The following is a 16373-nucleotide window of genomic DNA, read 5'->3' on the forward strand; positions in this document are numbered from 1 at the left end:
GGAGTAGGGGAAATTTCTATCGGTAAGATAACCGGAATTACCCAGGATCCCCAAGGATACATGTGGTTTACAGATCAGGACAAAGGCTGTATTACCCGTTTTGACGGATATAGTATGGTTAGTTTTAAACATGACCCTTCAAATTCAAACAGTCTTGGCGGAACTTATCCTGAATGTATAGTTGCAGAGCCCAGCGGTATTCTCTGGATTGGATTTTTCGGTGGTATGGGACTCGACAGATTTGATCCGTTTTATGGAACGTTTACCCATTTCCGGCATAATCCAACTGATCCGGGAAGCTTGATTAGCGATAGTGTTTGCTCTGTAATTGTCGACCGCGATGGCGATATTTGGGTGGGAACAATGGCCGGTTTGGATTTGCTGGATAAAAAGACAGGCAAGTTCATTCATTTCAGAAATGATCCTAAAAATCCAGCCAGTATCAGCAGTAACCGGGTACGGACTGTTTATGAAGATAGAAAAGGAACAATCTGGGTAGCTTGCGGACCTTTCTGGGAACCTGGTAATGCAGGGGGACTGAACAGGCTGGATAAATCTACGCGCAGTTTTACCCGTTACATGCATGAACCTGGCAATCCAAACTCTCTTGCCGACAATAGGGTAAGGGCGATTCTTGAGGATAGCAAGGGCAATTTCTGGATTGGTACATCAGGTGATGGTTTACATACCCTTGACCGCAGTACCGGTAAGTTCACCCGCCACTCTTATGATCCTGCCAATCCTGCCAAATTAAGCCGTCCAGCTCTGCACAATGAAATCGACCATATCACCTTTATTACTGAAGATGGTACCGGTTGTATCTGGATCGGAACCTTTGAGTCTGGCGTGAGCCGGTATGATCCGGAAAAAAAATCAATTACACGTTTTGGAAATAGCCTGCAATTCGCTGATAATACTGGTTGGTGGGCTTATACTTCCCGTGAAGGTGTGCTTTGGTTTAGTACCCAGGAAGCTAATCTGTACCGCATTGATCCTTTTAATAAACGGTTCTCATTTTGGGAAATGGGAATGGCCATCACAAATTTTTTTGAAGAACCGAATGGTGAACTAATGGTCTGCTTTCCAGAGGGTATTTTTCACGTGAATGCCACAAAAAAAGTTATTGGTAAAGAAATGCTGTTTCCAAGGCCCATCGGAATGGTCAGAACTATCGAAATGAAAATCATTCCTGACAGGAAGGATTTTTTGGTGTCTAATGGCGGACAATTATTCCGTTATAATAAACAAACTGGTTATTCAAAAATTTTGAAAACAGGAATTTCCGGGCGGATCAACACAATCGAGATGTTTATACTGACTATGATTCCCATGGATGAAGAAAAAATCTGGCTGGGCACCGAAATGGGAGTTTATGAAATGGATCTGTTGTCAGAAAAGGTTACCAAAATTCCCATACATGACTCTTTAACCGGAGGCTTCCTACCTGTATCATGTCTCTACAAAGATTCAAAGAATACCATCTGGGCAGGTTCTGGTTTACAATCTGGTCTATTCGCTTACGAAAAATCGATAGGATTCAGGCGTAAACTCTCAAGCCAGTATATCACCACTATATTTGAAGATAGTAATAAGTTTCTTTGGGTAGGAACGACCAATGGACTGTTTAGCAAACACCGTGATGCAGAGGAGTTTTCGCGATTTAAGTTACCCGGATCACCAATAGATAATGCATTAATCTTAGGAATAGTCGAAGACGATCAGAAACATCTGTGGATTAGTTCCAGGTCAGGCCTTTTCAGGCTGGATAATTCCAGGTCAAAAATTACCTGGTATGGGGGGAGCCAGGGATTAAAAAGTACTGCATTTACGCAAGGCATCCTTAAACTAAATAATGGAGATATTCTTGTCGGAACGACTAGTGGTTATTATGCATTTCAGCCGGATAAAATGGCCAGCAATGCTATTCCTCCCCAGATAGTCCTACGGGATTTGAAAGTAAAAGACAGGCTGGTAACACCAGGAAAAAACTCTCCTATCCAACTTCCCCTGGAATTTACATCGGAAGTACGTTTAAAACATAATCAGAATTTTATAAGCATTGGCTTTGCAGGTATACATTTCAATAATCCGGGAGAGAACCAGCACTATTATATGCTGGAAGGTTTTGACAGAAACTGGCGAAGCGCTGTAAGCGAGCGAACTGCATATTACTATAATATTCCACCTGGCAACTATACTTTCCGGGTGAAAGCTTCCAACAATGATGAAGTATGGAATGAAAAATCACTCAGGTTTGTAGTCATTCCTGCCTGGTATTCCACCCCATATTTCCTTGTTCCTGCTGTTGTGATGTTAACATTGAGTTTGTATGCACTTGTCAGGTGGCGAATTCACAATTCATACAAAAAACAACTGGAACATTCCGAGACCGAAAAACAACTTTCAGAACTGAAACACCGATCCGCTATGTTGGAAATGCAGGCACTGCGTTCGCAGATGAACCCACATTTTATTTTCAATTCCCTGAATTCAATCAACCGGTTCATACTGCATAACGACAAGGCAAAAGCCTCAGAATATCTGACAAAATTTTCCCGGCTCATGCGATTGATCCTGCAACATTCAGAACATTCATCTGTATCTCTCGAAAATGAATTGCAGGCACTAAGTCTTTACCTTGAACTGGAGGCGGTACGATTTGACCACCAGTTCGATTACCGGATTATCGTAGATGAGGATATTGATGTTTCTGTTGTTAAAGTACCGCCTCTCATTTTTCAGCCTTATGCGGAAAATGCTATCTGGCATGGATTAATGCACAAGGAAGAAAAAGGCCTGCTCGAAGTTGTGATCAGTCAGGAAAACAACCTGCTAATCTGTAAAATCCGAGATAATGGCATTGGCAGGCAACAGGCGACGGAACTCAACAGCAAATCTGCCTCTCAACATAAATCTATGGGAATGAAGATTACTGCGGGAAGAATTGAAATGATAAAAGCAAACAGTAGTGGACATGCACATGTGACCATTCGTGACCTGGTACTTGCCGATGGTAGCGCCGGAGGGACAGAAGTAATCATTAAAATACCTGTCATTTATGATTAAGGCCATCACCGTAGACGACGAACGGCACTGCCTTGAAACCCTGGCTTTGCTGCTTAAAGAATATTGCCCGGATGTACACCTGGTTGAAGAATGCAGATCCGGAGCTCTTGCATGGGAAGCGATTAGCAAGTACCAACCGGACCTGGTGTTTCTCGACATTGAAATGCCCTCCATGAACGGTTTTCAATTACTGGAACAATTTGAAGACATCCCCTTTGCCGTGATCTTTACAACAAGCTATGACCAATATGCTATCAAAGCAATCAGGTTCAGCGCTCTTGATTACCTACTGAAACCGATTGATCCCAACGAACTTATCCTGGCAATAAACAAATATCGCGAACACCGCCGTGCACCTATCACGGAACAAATCAAACTACTGCTGCAACAGGTGAATGGTAAAGGACAGCAATTCAATAAAGTGGCGGTACCAACAGCCGAAGGATTTGAACTGGTGCCTGCTGACGAACTGATTAGATGTGAAGCGAACGACAATTACACCTTATTATTTCTGCACAACAACAGGAAGATCGTTGCCTGCCGCACCTTAAAAGAGATGGAAGAACAACTTGGTAACTTCCCTAATTTTATCAGGGTTCATCATTCATATATTGTAAACCTGAATGAAGTAATCCGTTATGTCAGGGGTGAAGGCGGTTATCTTGCCATGAGCGATGGCTCTACCGTAAACGTTTCAAGAAGCCGGAAAGAATCACTGCTGAAATGGTTCTGATCTCCGCAGGTTACCATCCAAAACCGCCAACTGCTCGCCCGCACTGGATTTCCGCATGATACAGAGGTAATTTTGAATCGGCATCAAGATACAGTCATTCAAAAAACCTTAATCATGAAAAAGTTAATCTCAACCGCCATCGCAGCCATCTTCATTACTGCAGTTCCTGTCAGCAGCGCATACACGCAACCGAATAATGAGCAAAATTTCGCTTCTGATTTGTATCCGGCAATTGTACGACCATTGGATGCAGAAAAGCTGTATGCTGACAACACAAAGGCCATAAGAAACTTCAGGAAAGAATTTAAAAACACAACAGGTGAAAGCTGGTATGCCCTGCAGGATGGTTACCGGGTTAAGTTCCTTCAGAATGGTGTGTATAACATGGCAGATTACAACGCAAAAGGCAAATGGCTAAGGACCATCCGCTATTATGATGAGCAAGGCCTCCCAAAAGATATCCGTAATGCAGTAAGACACGAATTTCTTGATTTCAACATTTTCCTGGTAATGGAAATGAACCTGCCCCAGTCAATCATTTACCTGGTTAAAATCGAAGACAAAACTTCCTGGAAAACTGTCCGGGTTTCTGGCGACGACATAGATGTAGTTGAAAGTTTTACCAAGTAAGCCTTTCCTTTGATCAAAGTACGAGTTGTTGATGCAGCCGGTCAAGTGTCCCGGCTGCATCTTCGCTTAATCCGGAATGCACTTTCGAAACCTGTACAATGGTACTTCGCGGTGCAGTGAGCCAACGAAAACGGGATGCCATATCCAGTTGACCAATCGGACCACCCTCCTTCCCTCCTTTACTTACTTTATCAAATGCACAGATGTAATCCTTCAACGCTGAAATATCTGTTTGCGGATAAAATGCCAGAAGTCTCATCTCATCAAGTGTATATTTCACGCCTAAAAACTTCTGGTTACGTGAGTACAGGATAACGCCGATATTGAGGAATTCTTCGCGTTCCACCCTCGGCACAACCCGGATAACGGCATATTCAAATAATTGCTTGTCTTGCATGTAACGCTGCTTTTATGAAAACCTCAGATGCTGCCAGCCTGGTATTCAGGAACTGGTAATATACCTCCCGTTGTTCTTCGGGCGTTCCCTGGGCCTCATTACTGAGCCATACATCAGGAATAAGGGAAATGATCGATTTAAGTTTGGAGGCTGTCAGGATTGATTTTCCTGTAATGTCTGCCTGTTCAATTTCCGACGCCTGCGGCAAAAGCACATGATCCTTTATCTGCTCGAACGGACGGGTGGCAAAAGCTTTCCAATTGTCCCAGGTATGATGAAAATACAAGGAAGCTCCATGGTCAATCAGCCAAAGCTCACGGTACCACATTAACATATTTGTATTTCGTGCCGTTCGGTCAACATTGGTCAGCAGGCTGTCGAGCCAGACAATTATAGAAGCTGGCCCTGGTTCAACCACCGTAGTAGTGGGATCAAATGTAATAGACCCGGACAGGTAATGATTTGCAAGGTTAAGCCCAATGCTCGCTTTAAGCAGGTCCTGGATTTCTTCATCGGGTTCAGTCCTGCCATACGACTCATCAAGCCGGGCAAAAACAATTTCGGGCACTTTGAGTCCAAGTGCTCTTGCTATTTCTCCCCCGATCAATTCTGCAATCAACGCTTTCACCCCCTGCCCTGCTCCCCTGAATTTCAGTACATACAGGAAATCATCATCGGCTTCGGTTATTGCCGGCAGTGAGCCTCCTTCCCGCAAGGGAGTAACATACCTTGTGACGTTGACAGTCCTGATCTGCTTATGTTTATCGTTAATGTTATTCATTTTTCCAACCAGCTGGCAAGCTATTAAATCTTTGTTACTTGCAGTATGGCGCATTGTACTATTTTCAACAGATGAAGAAGCTTGTCATCCTGCAGCTTACTATATGCCTGTCGTTATTACTGGCAGCACAGGATCTTAGGTCACTCTGGAAATTTCAGACCAGGGGAATGATTTTCGGCTCCCCGGCTACAGATGGAAATCTTGCATATGTTGGAAGCACTGACAGTACCCTGTATGCCATAGAAATTGCTACCGGCAAAGAGTGTTGGCAATTTTCAACCGGAGGAGCAATTCGTTCTGATGCCCTGGTGAGTGGTCAATCGGTTTATATTTATTCGGGTAACGGGCAGCTTTACAAGCTGGTACTGCAAACCGGAAAGCTTATTTGGAGCTTTAAAAGTGCCAGGGAAAAACAAGTAGACCAGTGGGACTATTATCATTCCTCACCGGTTCTGGCGGGAGACAGGCTCATTTTCGGCAATGGTAACGGCAATATTTATGCGTTAGACACATTGACCGGTCGCAAGCTTTGGAGTTTCCCGACCAGCGGAGCGGTTCATGCAAGTCCTGCTGTTTCCGGCGATACTGTATTTGCAGGCAGTTACGATGGACATCTTTATGCATTGAATGTGAAGACAGGCAAACTGATCTGGAAGTTCAAGACAGTTGGCGACAGGTATTTCCCCGCTGGTGCTATTCAGAAAGCTGTTACCCTTTATAAAGATGCGGTTGTTTTTGGAAGCCGGGATTTCAATATTTATGCAGTGGACAAACAAAAAGGAACCGGCTTCTGGAACTGGAAAGAAAAGGGAAGCTGGATAGTCGCTTCTCCTCATTTGCTGCAGGACAATCTATATTTTGGCACTTCCGACTCCCATCGTTTTTATTGTATCGATGCCGGCTCCGGGGAAATAAAATGGAACATTTCTGTACCAATGAGGGTATATGGCACTGCAGCTTCAGCAGATTCCATCATCTATTTCGGTTGCTTCGATGGTAAGCTATATGGTGTAGATGAAAGAGAAGGTAAAATCTTACGAACCTTTCAAACTGATGGCAGCAAAAGGAATTACGCCACTGTGTTTGACGACAATGGCCATTTCCGCAAAGGATTTGTATTATACGGCCCGGATATGGAGATTACTGAAAAAGCAATCCTTGACCTCGGTTCTGTAACAGGAACACCACTTATTTATAAGCGTCAAATTATTTTCGGCAGCACGGATGGTTTCCTTTACGCCCTCTCTTTGGACGGGCCAAACTGACCTACGCATTGTATCTCAACGACATATGCCTCCAAAGACCGACTCTTTAGAGTTTGTTATCGCTGCCGGGTATACAGTGGATTTATCGTCACCTGAGCGTAGTCTTATCATAAGCGGATTGTAGTCTCGACAAGGTCTCGTAAAGGTCTAGTTAAGGTCTAGTTAAGGTCTAGTAATGGGGTTTGTCCTGGTAGCTGGACTTTTTGTAATAGATAAGTCATTTTTCCCTTTTCGAAACCCTTTTTCCCGATTTCATAAATGCCGGGAAACGACGCTGCCTAGTTTTGCAGCGCGAAAAAAGGCGTATGTTCAGATATATATATTATTTTATTTTACTATCCGTGCTCAGTTTCAATGCTTCCGCACAGGTCATCAATGGTATTATTAAAGACGAACAAAAACAACCTCTGGCTGATATTGCAGTAACTATCAGGGAAGGCTTCAATGGTTCGGTCTCCAATCCTGCAGGCGAATTTTCACTAAAGCTTCCGAAACCTGGTCAATATACTGTACTGGTAAGTGCTGTCGGCTTTGCATTCCAGGAAAAATCGGTAACCGTGAAGGCTGATGAAACGGTTACAATAGAATTCATCCTGTCTAACCAGGCGAGTTCACTCAAAGAAGTAACTGTAACCGCAGGAAGAAAAGCGGAGATCGTCGACCGCACTCCAGCCTCCGTTCAGGTTATTAACAGCAAAGAAATTCAGAACAGGATGCTGGTCTCCCCCAACATTTCCAATATCCTTGCCCAGTCAGTGCCATCGCTTGGTTTTGGAACCAATACAACCAGCAATACCGGGCAAACTTTGCGGGGCCGTACGCCCCTGATTATGATCGACGGCATTCCGCAATCCACACCGTTGCGAAATGGTTCACGAGATGTCCGGACCATTGATCCGGCCGTTATCGATCGGATAGAAGTAGTAAAAGGCGCCACATCTATGTATGGCAACGGTGCAGATGGTGGAATAATCAACTACATTACCAAAAAATCTGAAGGCAACAAAGCATTTAATGCATACAGCAATATTGCTGCTACAGGCATGCCTATAAAAAGCAGCAGTTCACTTGGTGGAAGACTTACACAACAATTCTACGGAAAGATCAATGCGTTTGATTATATCGTCAGCGGCACATTCGAAAACACCGGCGTATTTAAAGATGGTAAAGGAAGAGTGATCAGCCCGGTTTACGGACTCGGAGAAACAGACTCTTACAATGCCTTTGCTAAGCTAGGATATAATATTGCAGCCAATCACCGTCTTGAAGTAATGTACAATTACTTCGGTTCGCAACAGCATACCGATTACGTAGTGAAAACTGGAAAATATGATTCAATTCCGACAATCGGTGTTCCCGGAAAAGTGTTGGGAGAACCTGGCGGCAACAGGTATAATCATAATACCTATTTGCGCTACCAGGCAAAGGAACTTCCATTTCACACCAGCCTCCAGGCAGACCTCTATCTCCAAAGCTTTTACACTGTCTATGGATATGAACCGGTATATTTTGAGAACGGCGGACAATCAACAATCCAATCAGATAAGAAAGGCCTTCGTCTTTCTCTAAATACCCCATATAATATCACAAGCTGGCTAAGTGGCGATATAGTTTACGGATTGGATGTACTGAACGACAAGACCGGTCAGCCATTGGTAGATGGACGTACATGGGTGCCGGATATTGAACTAAAAAATACGGCGCCGTATCTGCAGGCAAATATCCATTTGCACCGTGACTGGATCCTTCGCGCGGGATATCGCTTCGACAATATGAAGATAGATGTACCAACCTTTACCCAGGTGATGGTATTGAACAGTACAACAGGAGATTATATAGGAGGACAGACGATTAATGGCGGCAAGCTTTCGTTTGATGCTTCCAGTTTTAACGCCGGACTTCGTTTTGCACGATGGGAATGGTTCCGTCCCTTTATTAGTTTCAGTCAGGGCTTTTCAATCATTGACATGGGGCGCTATGTGCGTTCCGCGAAAGAGAACGATGTGGCCAAGATGCAAATCCAACCAGTTCGTGTAAATAACTACGAAGCAGGTTTCAGCAGCAACTTTGGCTGGCTGCAATTTACCGGCAGTTACTTTATCAGCACCAACAAGATCGGTGCATCACTGGTACAGGATAGTACAGGATGGTATACGCAACAGAAAGCGCCAGAGAAAACATACGGCTATGAGTTGTCTCTTGACCTGACTCCGATGGAAAATCTGGGATTTGGAGCAGCCTATGCCTATGTAGAAGGAAAGGCTGACAAGGATAACAATAATCACTATAATGACGCTGCTGATATTTACCTGACCAGTTCCAAGATCTCGGCACCGAAAGCATCGGCATACGTTCGATATGCGCTAACCCCCGCCATCAGCATTTATACACAATGGATACATTTTGGTGATCGGGAAAGGTTTAAGCCCCGCGCAAATGGCAGGTATGCTAATGGCGAGGGACCTGTAAATGGTGCCGGCATAGTGAATCTTTCCGGAACGTGGAAAATGAATAGCCGTATTAACCTTCAGCTCGGAATCGAAAACCTTTTCAATAAGACGTATTACAGTCCCATTGCTCAATGGACTGGTTCTGACACAGATTATACCACTGCAAATGGCATGCGTTTCCAGTTGGGGGTTGGAGTGAAGTGGTAAGATGAACAAAAAAAACGTATTTAAATGGCATCACTGGAGTGGGCTGATCGTTGGCCTGTTCCTCCTGTTGATGAGCTTAACTGGTTCAATCCTGGTCTTTTCTGAAGAGATGGAGTCTTCAGCAGATAGTCCATACCTTGCAATCGGCAACACTTCGGGAACTTACTCTTATGATTCATCATACAGCAAGGTCAGTGCCCTTTACCCGGGATGGGAAATAAGGTTGTATGGTAAGCCGTCCGGAAATGAAGCATTGGTCTACGAATTACGGAATAAAGAGCAAAGAAAGAAGGTCTTTACCCATCCTCAAAGTGGTAACATTCTCAGGGTTATTGACGATGGAAATACACAATGGCATCGTCGCCTTCTTTTATTGCACTACACTCTGTTTGCCGGTACAACAGGCAAAGTAGTGGTATTCTTTATTGGGATCTTATTTCTCATTTCACTTGTTACAGGCCTGATTATTTATCGTAAAGCGATCACAAAAACCATTCTCTTTCGGTCACGAATAAGCGTTACAACAAAAAAGAGTTTCTTTTCCAGCTTTCACCGCGTTATTGGTGTCTGGTCAGTCTTCTTCAATTTGCTAATCGTTTTTACCGGGCTCCTTCTAAGTGGCCAGGTTGTTCTGAACGCCCTGAAAACGGCTGAAGTGAAACCGGTTGTTGCTTCCCATGCCTTGTCAATTGACAGGGTAATGAAACACGTAGCTACACAGTACCCCGACTTTGAGGTTCACCTCGTAAGGGTACGCGCCAACAGTAAATCCGTCCAACTAAGCGGCCGTTTCCTTCATGATCCTCCCTGGTACGGCCATTTTTATAGCTACGTGATCATTAACTCCACGTCAATGGAACTTGAAAAACAGCAGGTCATGGCCTCCCTTCCTGCCGGAAAGAAAATGCTGGCCATGGCCGGCCCTCTACACTTTGGCAATTATGGAGGGATCCCACTTAAGATTTTGTATTCGCTGCTTGGAATTACTCCCGGGTTGTTATCCCTGACCGGTTTTTTACTCTGGCGAAAGAGAAACCGCTAACGCTGTTCGCATAACTGCAAAGTCGAAGTGTTTTGTGTACTCATCTGGATCCTGCGTACTTTTCCGCCAGAATAATGTAAAACCATTACTCCATATTGTGTCTGGAATGCGTCCCAGGTATCGTCTTTTAACTGCGGTGTGCCCAGAGTTTTAAATAGTGAACCCCTCGATGCACCTAACAATGGGATGCTAAGTTTTCCTTTGAAGTTGGGGCCGATTTCAATATAATCCCTTTGTGTGTAGAAATACAGGTCTTTGTCTTTAAAGAACACTCCCCCACCGCATTTAGACGAAGGTCCTTCTTCCTCGGCGGTGGTAAAACATGGGAACTTGTCCTTGATCTCTGACAGGGTATAATTGGCTTTCACCCTGTTTACCGTTCCATTTAATACATCCACTACGAAGGGGTCACATTTGGCTTTTACTGTCAACTGGGCATGGGCGTTAGTTAGCAGGAAGCTTAGGGCCAGAAGCACGAAAGTTTGTTTCATATGTACTTGTTTCTTCTGGTTAATATGCAAAATCCTTGCTAATTTTTTGTAGCAGAATCGGACAAGAGCGTATCGAAACCGGACAGCTTGCGGGCTGAGTTGTCATACAATTGATTGATTATAAAAGCTTTATAACTCTGGCACTCGATTGGAAACTATTTGCAAGACTCTACCATTATGTTTTTTAATTCCCTCAAAATAGCCTGGAGAAACCTGTTCCGGAACAGGTTGCATTCGATTATAAATATTGGCGGTTTAATTATTGGATTTACCATCGGGATCCTGATCCTGCTTGTGGTTTATGACCAACTCAGCTATGATAAATTTCACGTCAACCGGGACCGGCTTTATCAGGCATACCAGGTTTTTGGGAGAAAGACGGGCGATGACTATGTAAGCCAGTTTGGATTTGCCGCGGCCCCTGCTTTCAAGGAAGAAGCTCCGGCAATAGCCCGGGCATCCAGGTTTGCATTCGGCGGAGGAAACGTAGTATACAACGATAAAGAACTTGATATAACCGTGATGCTGGTTGATGAGGACTTTCTTCCAATGTTCAGCTTCCCCGTGGTGGCCGGCAACTCGGGAAATCCCTTGCAAAGTCTGTCAGGTGTTGTCATCACCGAAGCCACAGCAAAGAAGATCTTCGGAAACGAAAATGCTGTCGGTAAGACCCTCAAGGTTTCAACAGGCGAGTTGAAGGCAATGACAGTTATGGCAGTAGTAAAGGACTGTCCGCTTAATTCAAGCATCAGGTTTGATATGCTGGCCCGCGTTGAGAACAGAAGTGATTTTGCCCGCGACCGGGCGAATTGGGATCGCCAGCACCATCCTGTCTTCATAGAATTGAAGGAAGGCGCTACGCAGCAACAGGCAGAAAATGAAATCCGCTCCATTACAAGGAAACATCTTGCGGAATGGTACGCCGAGTTGGAGCGCGACGGTGGCAGACCGGATAAAAACGGCGATGTGTATGCCGCCCACCTTATGCCGTTCAGTAAACTGCATTTTGCACCCAGGGTCAATGACAGGGCAATTAACAAAGCTGTCGTTTATACTGTCATGACCGTCGGGATCCTGATTATACTCATTGCATGTTTCAATTTTGTAAATATCAACCTGGCAAAAGCATTTACCCGTAGCAAAGAAATCGGCGTCAGGAAATGCCTCGGCGCTGGAAAAACAAGGTTGTTTTCGCAGCTGTGGACGGAAAGTTTTCTCCTGTGTACAGTAGCGTTCCTGATTTCACTCACTGCTGTGAACCTGCTTCTTCATTCAATTAGCGGTATTCAACGGATTAATGCCAACCTGGCGACAATACTTTGGAAACCGGATTTCCTTTTGCTGGCGGTAGCTGTACTTGTTGCAGTTTCGTTTATCGCCGGCGGCTACCCTTCCTGGTTAATGGCAAGATTCCAGGTAGCCGAGACTTTAAAAGGAAAAGTAACGTTGCGAAGGAAAAGCCTGCTGCGCAGTTCCCTGATTGTAATCCAGTTTGTCATTGCCTGCATAATGATTAGTTGTACGGGTATCATTTATAGACAATTCAAACACTTGCAGAACGGCGACCTGGGATTTAATAAGGAACATGTGATCAGTATTCCACTTAACAAACCGGAAAACGGCCGGCAAACTATTGAAAAACTCAGGACCAGGCTTTCCTCACAGTCGTCGATCCGGTCCATCACCGGCAGCAATATCAATATTGGACGGGGACGTGATGGGTCGACCACCCGGTCTGCAGTGACCTTTGAATACCAGGGAGAATTGATCAAGACACTGATCGCTTCGGTTGATTACAATTACCTGGAAACCTTCGGCCTGAAAACGATAAATGGCCGGGACTTTGATCGTAGTTATGCTTCGGACACCCAGCAAAATGTTATCATATCTGAAAGTATGGCACGCCAATTCAGGGAGAAGGATATTACTGGAAAATCACTCAGTTCTGATACTTCTGCACCCAGGTGGAATATTATTGGCGTTTTCCCCGATTTTCATTTGTATTCCTTGCGGGAACCAATGCAACCATTAACACTCGTCATTAATCCCAGTGATGAGATCAATTATTGCTTCATAAAAACTTCAGGAAGCAACATGGTTGGTACCATTGACCTTGTAAAGAAGGAAATGGAAACCCTTGAACCTGGTAAGGAATTCCGGGGTTCATATCTCGATGAAAATATCAACAACTGGTATGAACAGGAGCGCACCATGTCACTTATGTTCAGCATTGCTGCACTTATATCCGTGATTCTATCCTGCATGGGGCTGTTGGCAATGGTGTTGTTGATGATCCAGCAACGGGTGAAGGAAATCGGCATGCGGAAAGTCCTTGGTGCAAGCGTGCAACAGATTTCATTCCTGATTTCGCGCGATTTCCTGGGTCTTGTTGGCCTGGCTGTCCTGATCGCAACACCTGTCAGCTGGCTTGTCATGAATAAATGGCTGGAGGATTTTGCTTACCGCATTCCCATCCGGTGGTGGATGTTCGGATTAATGGCCATTATCGCCATCATTGTGGCATTACTAACTATCAGTTTCAACACCATCAGGGCTGCACGCCAGAACCCGGTGAAGAGTCTGCGAACAGAATAAACAGGTTACCATGTTTACCCGCCATTGAAAAACCGCTGCATAAACAAGAGCTGGTAGTGAACTGCATTTGACCAGTATTCCCAATTGTGTGCACCCGGGCGGGTAATATAGTCGTGCCTGATATTGCGATACAGTAGTTGTTTGTGAAGTGCCTCGTTAACCGAATAGAAAAAATCTTCTGTGCCACAATCAATAATAAGCGCCAAAGAACCCGGTACAACCAGGTGAAGCATGTTGATCACTGTATTCTTTTCCCACCGCTCGGGAAATTCTGCATATGCGCCGAGCCTGGCTGCCATGTCCCAGTTTTTCGGAAACGGCCTGATATCCACCCCTCCGCTCATACTGCCTGCTGCACCAAATACATCCGGATGCCGGAGCGCCAGGTATAATGCTCCGTGACCACCCATGCTAAGCCCCGTAATCGCCCTGCCCTTTTTACTTTTTATTGTGCGATACTTTGAATCTATCGACGACACCAGTTCAGAAGAAATATAGGTTTCGTATTTCCAGGAAGGGTCTGACGGGCTATCCCAATACCAGCTTCCGATTCCTCCATCCGGACATACAATTAGGCATTGATACCGGTCAGCAGCAGAATCAAGCCCTTTGACTTTGGTTATCCAGTTTGCATAATTGCCTCCATAGCCATGTAAAAGGTATACAACAGGAAATTCTTTGCCGGAGTTATAGCCCGCCGGGATAATCACAACCGACTTTATCGATTTCTTCATTGCGTTACTGTAGGTAGTGATGGTGTCAACATCTGCCGCTTTTGTATTTAGAGTAATGCTTGCGGCCAGCAGAACTGAAAAGGCCGCCTTGATTGCTATATTCATAGAGTCAATTTGCCCGCTAAAATATATCGTAATTTTATATTATTCCACAACTTAAAACTACGCCATGGAACAACAAGCCAACACCACAAAAGAGGTTTCGCTGTATGACAAGCTTGGTGGAGAGGTGGGACTTAGAAAAATCGTTACGGATATACTTGACAGGAACAGTAATAACCCCCAGATATCCCATTATTTCAGGAATGTTGATATGAACATCTTGAATCAACATGTCTTCGAATTCTTTTCAATGGGCATTGGCGGACCTCACCAGTATACTGGGAAGGATATGCTTACTGCGCATACAGGATTGCACATCAACGAAAAGGATTTTGACATTGCAAATGATGATGTAGTTAAGGCGCTCAATGATAACAAAGTGCCTGAGGCCGAGCAGAAGGAGATTATCGGCATCCTGGAATCGCTGAGAGAACAAGTAGTCAATCGCTGAAAATTCAAGCCAGCGCAGCCACCTTACCTGGTATAATGTTTTGGTTGACCCGGAAGAAATTTCCGGGATCATACTTGTTTTTTATCTGAACCAGCCGCTCATAATTTTCACCGTAAGTCGCTTTCACCCTGTCCTCACCCTCGTCCATCATAAAGTTAACATAGGCACCGCCTGCTGAATAGGGATGTAAAGCTTCCCAGTATGCTTTTGTCCAGCTGGTGATTTTTTCCTTGTTTGCAGGATCAGGATCCACGCCCACAATCACCATCGCCCAGTTTGCCTGCCTGTAATTCCAGGCTGTATCCTTATTACCTATAGTAGCTGCTTTACCGTTTACAGGATACAGGTGCATTGTGGAATGTTCGGTTGGCATTTGCCGGGCAAACCTGATGTGCTCCTTTATCGCATCATCGGTGAGATCATTCACAAAGTCCGCGCGCCAATACCACTGTAGCCCTGGTGGATAAATACCATCGAACATACCCTGAAGTGCCGGATGCGGCAATGGCCCTACAAGATCAAGGGCAGGTTTTTTGAACTGTCGAATGGGCGCAAAAACTTCCTCGGCTTTCTCAAGAGGCCCGGTGTATGTCCATACTATGAAAGCCATTTTCTTATGATGTAAATGTTCAGGGAATGGCGCTACTGGTGGAACACAATGGAATGCAAAGAACCCATTCAGGTCGTCTGGTGAATGTGTGATCAGCAGGCGATACCATTTCATTAGTTCTTCCGTATGCTCAGGTTCCCACAACATGGGGCCGGCATATACCGTATCGATCGGATGCAATCGGAACGTAAATGCTGTGACGATACCAAAATTGCCGCCACCTCCCCTTAGCGCCCAGAAAAGGTCTGGGTGGTTGCTCTGGTCAGCATGAACAAAACTTCCATCTGCCAGTATCACATCTGCAGCCAGAAGGTTGTCAATTGTAAGTCCGCATTTCCGGGTAAGGTGACCCAATCCACCCCCGAGGGTAAGTCCGCCAACCCCGGTAGTTGAAATTATACCGCTTGGAGTTGCCATACCGAAAGCATGTGTTGCGTGATCAACATCGCCCCAGGTGCATCCGCCCCCGGCTACAACAGTACCGGCTTCAGGATCAACCCTTGTATATTTGATTGGAGACAAGTCAATGACAAGCGCATCATCCCACACTCCCAACCCACCGGCATTATGTCCCCCACCCCTGACTGCTACCTGCAATCCTGAGGTCCGGGCAAAATTCACGCTCATGATCACATCTGCGACATCAGAACATTGTACGATCATCCGCGGACGTTTGTCTATCATACCGTTATATACCTTTCTTGCAGAATCATAGTTGGCGTCTCCCGGTTGAATCACAGAGCCTCTAATTCCGGAAATTAGATCCAGGATCGTTTCGTTACTTAGCATAAGGTCAAGTTTGAATGTATGGATCCTAAC

Annotated in this window: 13 protein-coding genes; 8 read left to right on the forward strand and 5 right to left on the reverse strand. The window is 44.9% G+C overall.

Features of this window, described 5'->3' with window-relative positions; all coding sequences use genetic code 11:
* From OI18_RS21375 to OI18_RS21385, 3 genes are all read left to right on the forward strand, one after another.
* On the forward strand, positions 1-3066 hold a 3066-nt coding region (locus tag OI18_RS21375; RefSeq protein ID WP_039143866.1), incomplete at its 5' end, for a ligand-binding sensor domain-containing protein.
* Positions 3059-3799 (forward strand): LytR/AlgR family response regulator transcription factor, encoded by a 741-nt coding sequence (locus OI18_RS21380; RefSeq protein WP_039143868.1) that lies wholly within the window; start codon positions 3059-3061, stop codon positions 3797-3799. The genes OI18_RS21375 and OI18_RS21380, both read left to right, overlap by 8 nt.
* 114 nt (positions 3800-3913) lie before the next feature.
* Positions 3914-4429 carry a hypothetical protein gene (locus OI18_RS21385; RefSeq protein ID WP_039143870.1) on the forward strand — a complete coding sequence of 172 codons (516 nt, stop codon included), beginning with the start codon at positions 3914-3916 and terminating at the stop codon, positions 4427-4429.
* Positions 4430-4442: 13 nt separating this feature from the next.
* Here OI18_RS21385 and OI18_RS21390 read toward each other — a convergent pair whose 3' ends face one another.
* Positions 4443-4826 carry a DUF3037 domain-containing protein gene (locus OI18_RS21390; RefSeq protein ID WP_039143872.1) on the reverse strand — a complete coding sequence of 128 codons (384 nt, stop codon included), beginning with the start codon at positions 4824-4826 and terminating at the stop codon, positions 4443-4445.
* Positions 4804-5661, reverse strand: coding sequence for a HipA family kinase (locus OI18_RS21395; RefSeq protein ID WP_240312816.1), 858 nt, complete (start codon positions 5659-5661; stop codon positions 4804-4806). The genes OI18_RS21390 and OI18_RS21395 overlap by 23 nt, the downstream gene beginning before the upstream one ends.
* A 17-nt stretch (positions 5662-5678) precedes the next feature.
* On the opposite strand from OI18_RS21395, the gene OI18_RS21400 reads away from it, so the two are divergent.
* The 3 genes from OI18_RS21400 to OI18_RS21410 all read left to right on the forward strand — a co-directional run bounded on the left by OI18_RS21400 (position 5679) and on the right by OI18_RS21410 (position 10571).
* Complete coding sequence (locus OI18_RS21400) at positions 5679-6872, forward strand: outer membrane protein assembly factor BamB family protein (RefSeq protein WP_039143875.1); 1194 nt, start codon at positions 5679-5681, stop codon at positions 6870-6872.
* 305 nt (positions 6873-7177) lie between these two features.
* Positions 7178-9529 (forward strand): TonB-dependent receptor, encoded by a 2352-nt coding sequence (locus OI18_RS21405; protein ID WP_039143876.1) that lies wholly within the window; start codon positions 7178-7180, stop codon positions 9527-9529.
* 1 nt (position 9530) lies between these two features.
* Positions 9531-10571, forward strand: a complete 1041-nt coding sequence (locus tag OI18_RS21410) for a PepSY-associated TM helix domain-containing protein (protein ID WP_039143878.1) — start codon at positions 9531-9533, stop codon at positions 10569-10571.
* Here OI18_RS21410 and OI18_RS21415 read toward each other — a convergent pair.
* A complete protein-coding gene (locus OI18_RS21415; protein ID WP_039143880.1) occupies positions 10568-11062 on the reverse strand; it encodes a hypothetical protein in 495 nt (164 codons plus the stop codon). The genes OI18_RS21410 and OI18_RS21415 overlap by 4 nt on opposite strands.
* 177 nt (positions 11063-11239) lie before the next feature.
* Here OI18_RS21415 and OI18_RS21420 point away from each other — a divergent pair, with 177 nt between their 5' ends.
* Entirely contained in the window at positions 11240-13657 is a 2418-nt protein-coding gene (locus tag OI18_RS21420; protein WP_039143882.1) for an ABC transporter permease, read from the forward strand.
* Positions 13658-13671: 14 nt separating this feature from the next.
* Here OI18_RS21420 and OI18_RS21425 read toward each other — a convergent pair whose 3' ends face one another.
* The gene (locus OI18_RS21425) at positions 13672-14496 is read right to left on the reverse strand and encodes an alpha/beta hydrolase (protein ID WP_039143883.1); all 825 of its coding nucleotides are present in this window, start codon (positions 14494-14496) and stop codon (positions 13672-13674) included.
* 64 nt (positions 14497-14560) lie between these two features.
* Here OI18_RS21425 and OI18_RS21430 point away from each other — a divergent pair, with 64 nt between their 5' ends.
* The gene (locus OI18_RS21430) at positions 14561-14944 is read left to right on the forward strand and encodes a group I truncated hemoglobin (RefSeq protein ID WP_039143885.1); all 384 of its coding nucleotides are present in this window, start codon (positions 14561-14563) and stop codon (positions 14942-14944) included.
* 4 nt (positions 14945-14948) lie between these two features.
* On the opposite strand, the gene OI18_RS21435 is transcribed toward OI18_RS21430, so the two are convergent.
* Complete coding sequence (locus OI18_RS21435; RefSeq protein ID WP_039143919.1) at positions 14949-16343, reverse strand: FAD-binding oxidoreductase; 1395 nt, start codon at positions 16341-16343, stop codon at positions 14949-14951.
* Positions 16344-16373: the final 30 nt, after the last annotated feature.

The organism is Flavihumibacter solisilvae (assembly GCF_000814475.1).
Taxonomy (GTDB): Bacteria; Bacteroidota; Bacteroidia; order Chitinophagales; family Chitinophagaceae; genus Flavihumibacter; species Flavihumibacter solisilvae.

Bases quoted from the DNA above. Each gene is read 5' to 3' on its own strand.
- OI18_RS21380 (WP_039143868.1), top strand. From the start codon at position 3,059: ATGATTAAGGCCATCACCGTAGACGACGAACGGCACTGCCTTGAAACC.
- OI18_RS21385 (WP_039143870.1), top strand. From the start codon at position 3,914: ATGAAAAAGTTAATCTCAACCGCCATCGCAGCCATCTTCATTACTGCA.
- OI18_RS21390 (WP_039143872.1), bottom strand. From the start codon at position 4,826: ATGCAAGACAAGCAATTATTTGAATATGCCGTTATCCGGGTTGTGCCG.
- OI18_RS21395 (WP_240312816.1), bottom strand. From the start codon at position 5,661: ATGCGCCATACTGCAAGTAACAAAGATTTAATAGCTTGCCAGCTGGTT.
- OI18_RS21400 (WP_039143875.1), top strand. From the start codon at position 5,679: ATGAAGAAGCTTGTCATCCTGCAGCTTACTATATGCCTGTCGTTATTA.
- OI18_RS21405 (WP_039143876.1), top strand. From the start codon at position 7,178: ATGTTCAGATATATATATTATTTTATTTTACTATCCGTGCTCAGTTTC.
- OI18_RS21410 (WP_039143878.1), top strand. From the start codon at position 9,531: ATGAACAAAAAAAACGTATTTAAATGGCATCACTGGAGTGGGCTGATC.
- OI18_RS21415 (WP_039143880.1), bottom strand. From the start codon at position 11,062: ATGAAACAAACTTTCGTGCTTCTGGCCCTAAGCTTCCTGCTAACTAAC.
- OI18_RS21420 (WP_039143882.1), top strand. From the start codon at position 11,240: ATGTTTTTTAATTCCCTCAAAATAGCCTGGAGAAACCTGTTCCGGAAC.
- OI18_RS21425 (WP_039143883.1), bottom strand. From the start codon at position 14,496: ATGAATATAGCAATCAAGGCGGCCTTTTCAGTTCTGCTGGCCGCAAGC.
- OI18_RS21430 (WP_039143885.1), top strand. From the start codon at position 14,561: ATGGAACAACAAGCCAACACCACAAAAGAGGTTTCGCTGTATGACAAG.
- OI18_RS21435 (WP_039143919.1), bottom strand. From the start codon at position 16,343: ATGCTAAGTAACGAAACGATCCTGGATCTAATTTCCGGAATTAGAGGC.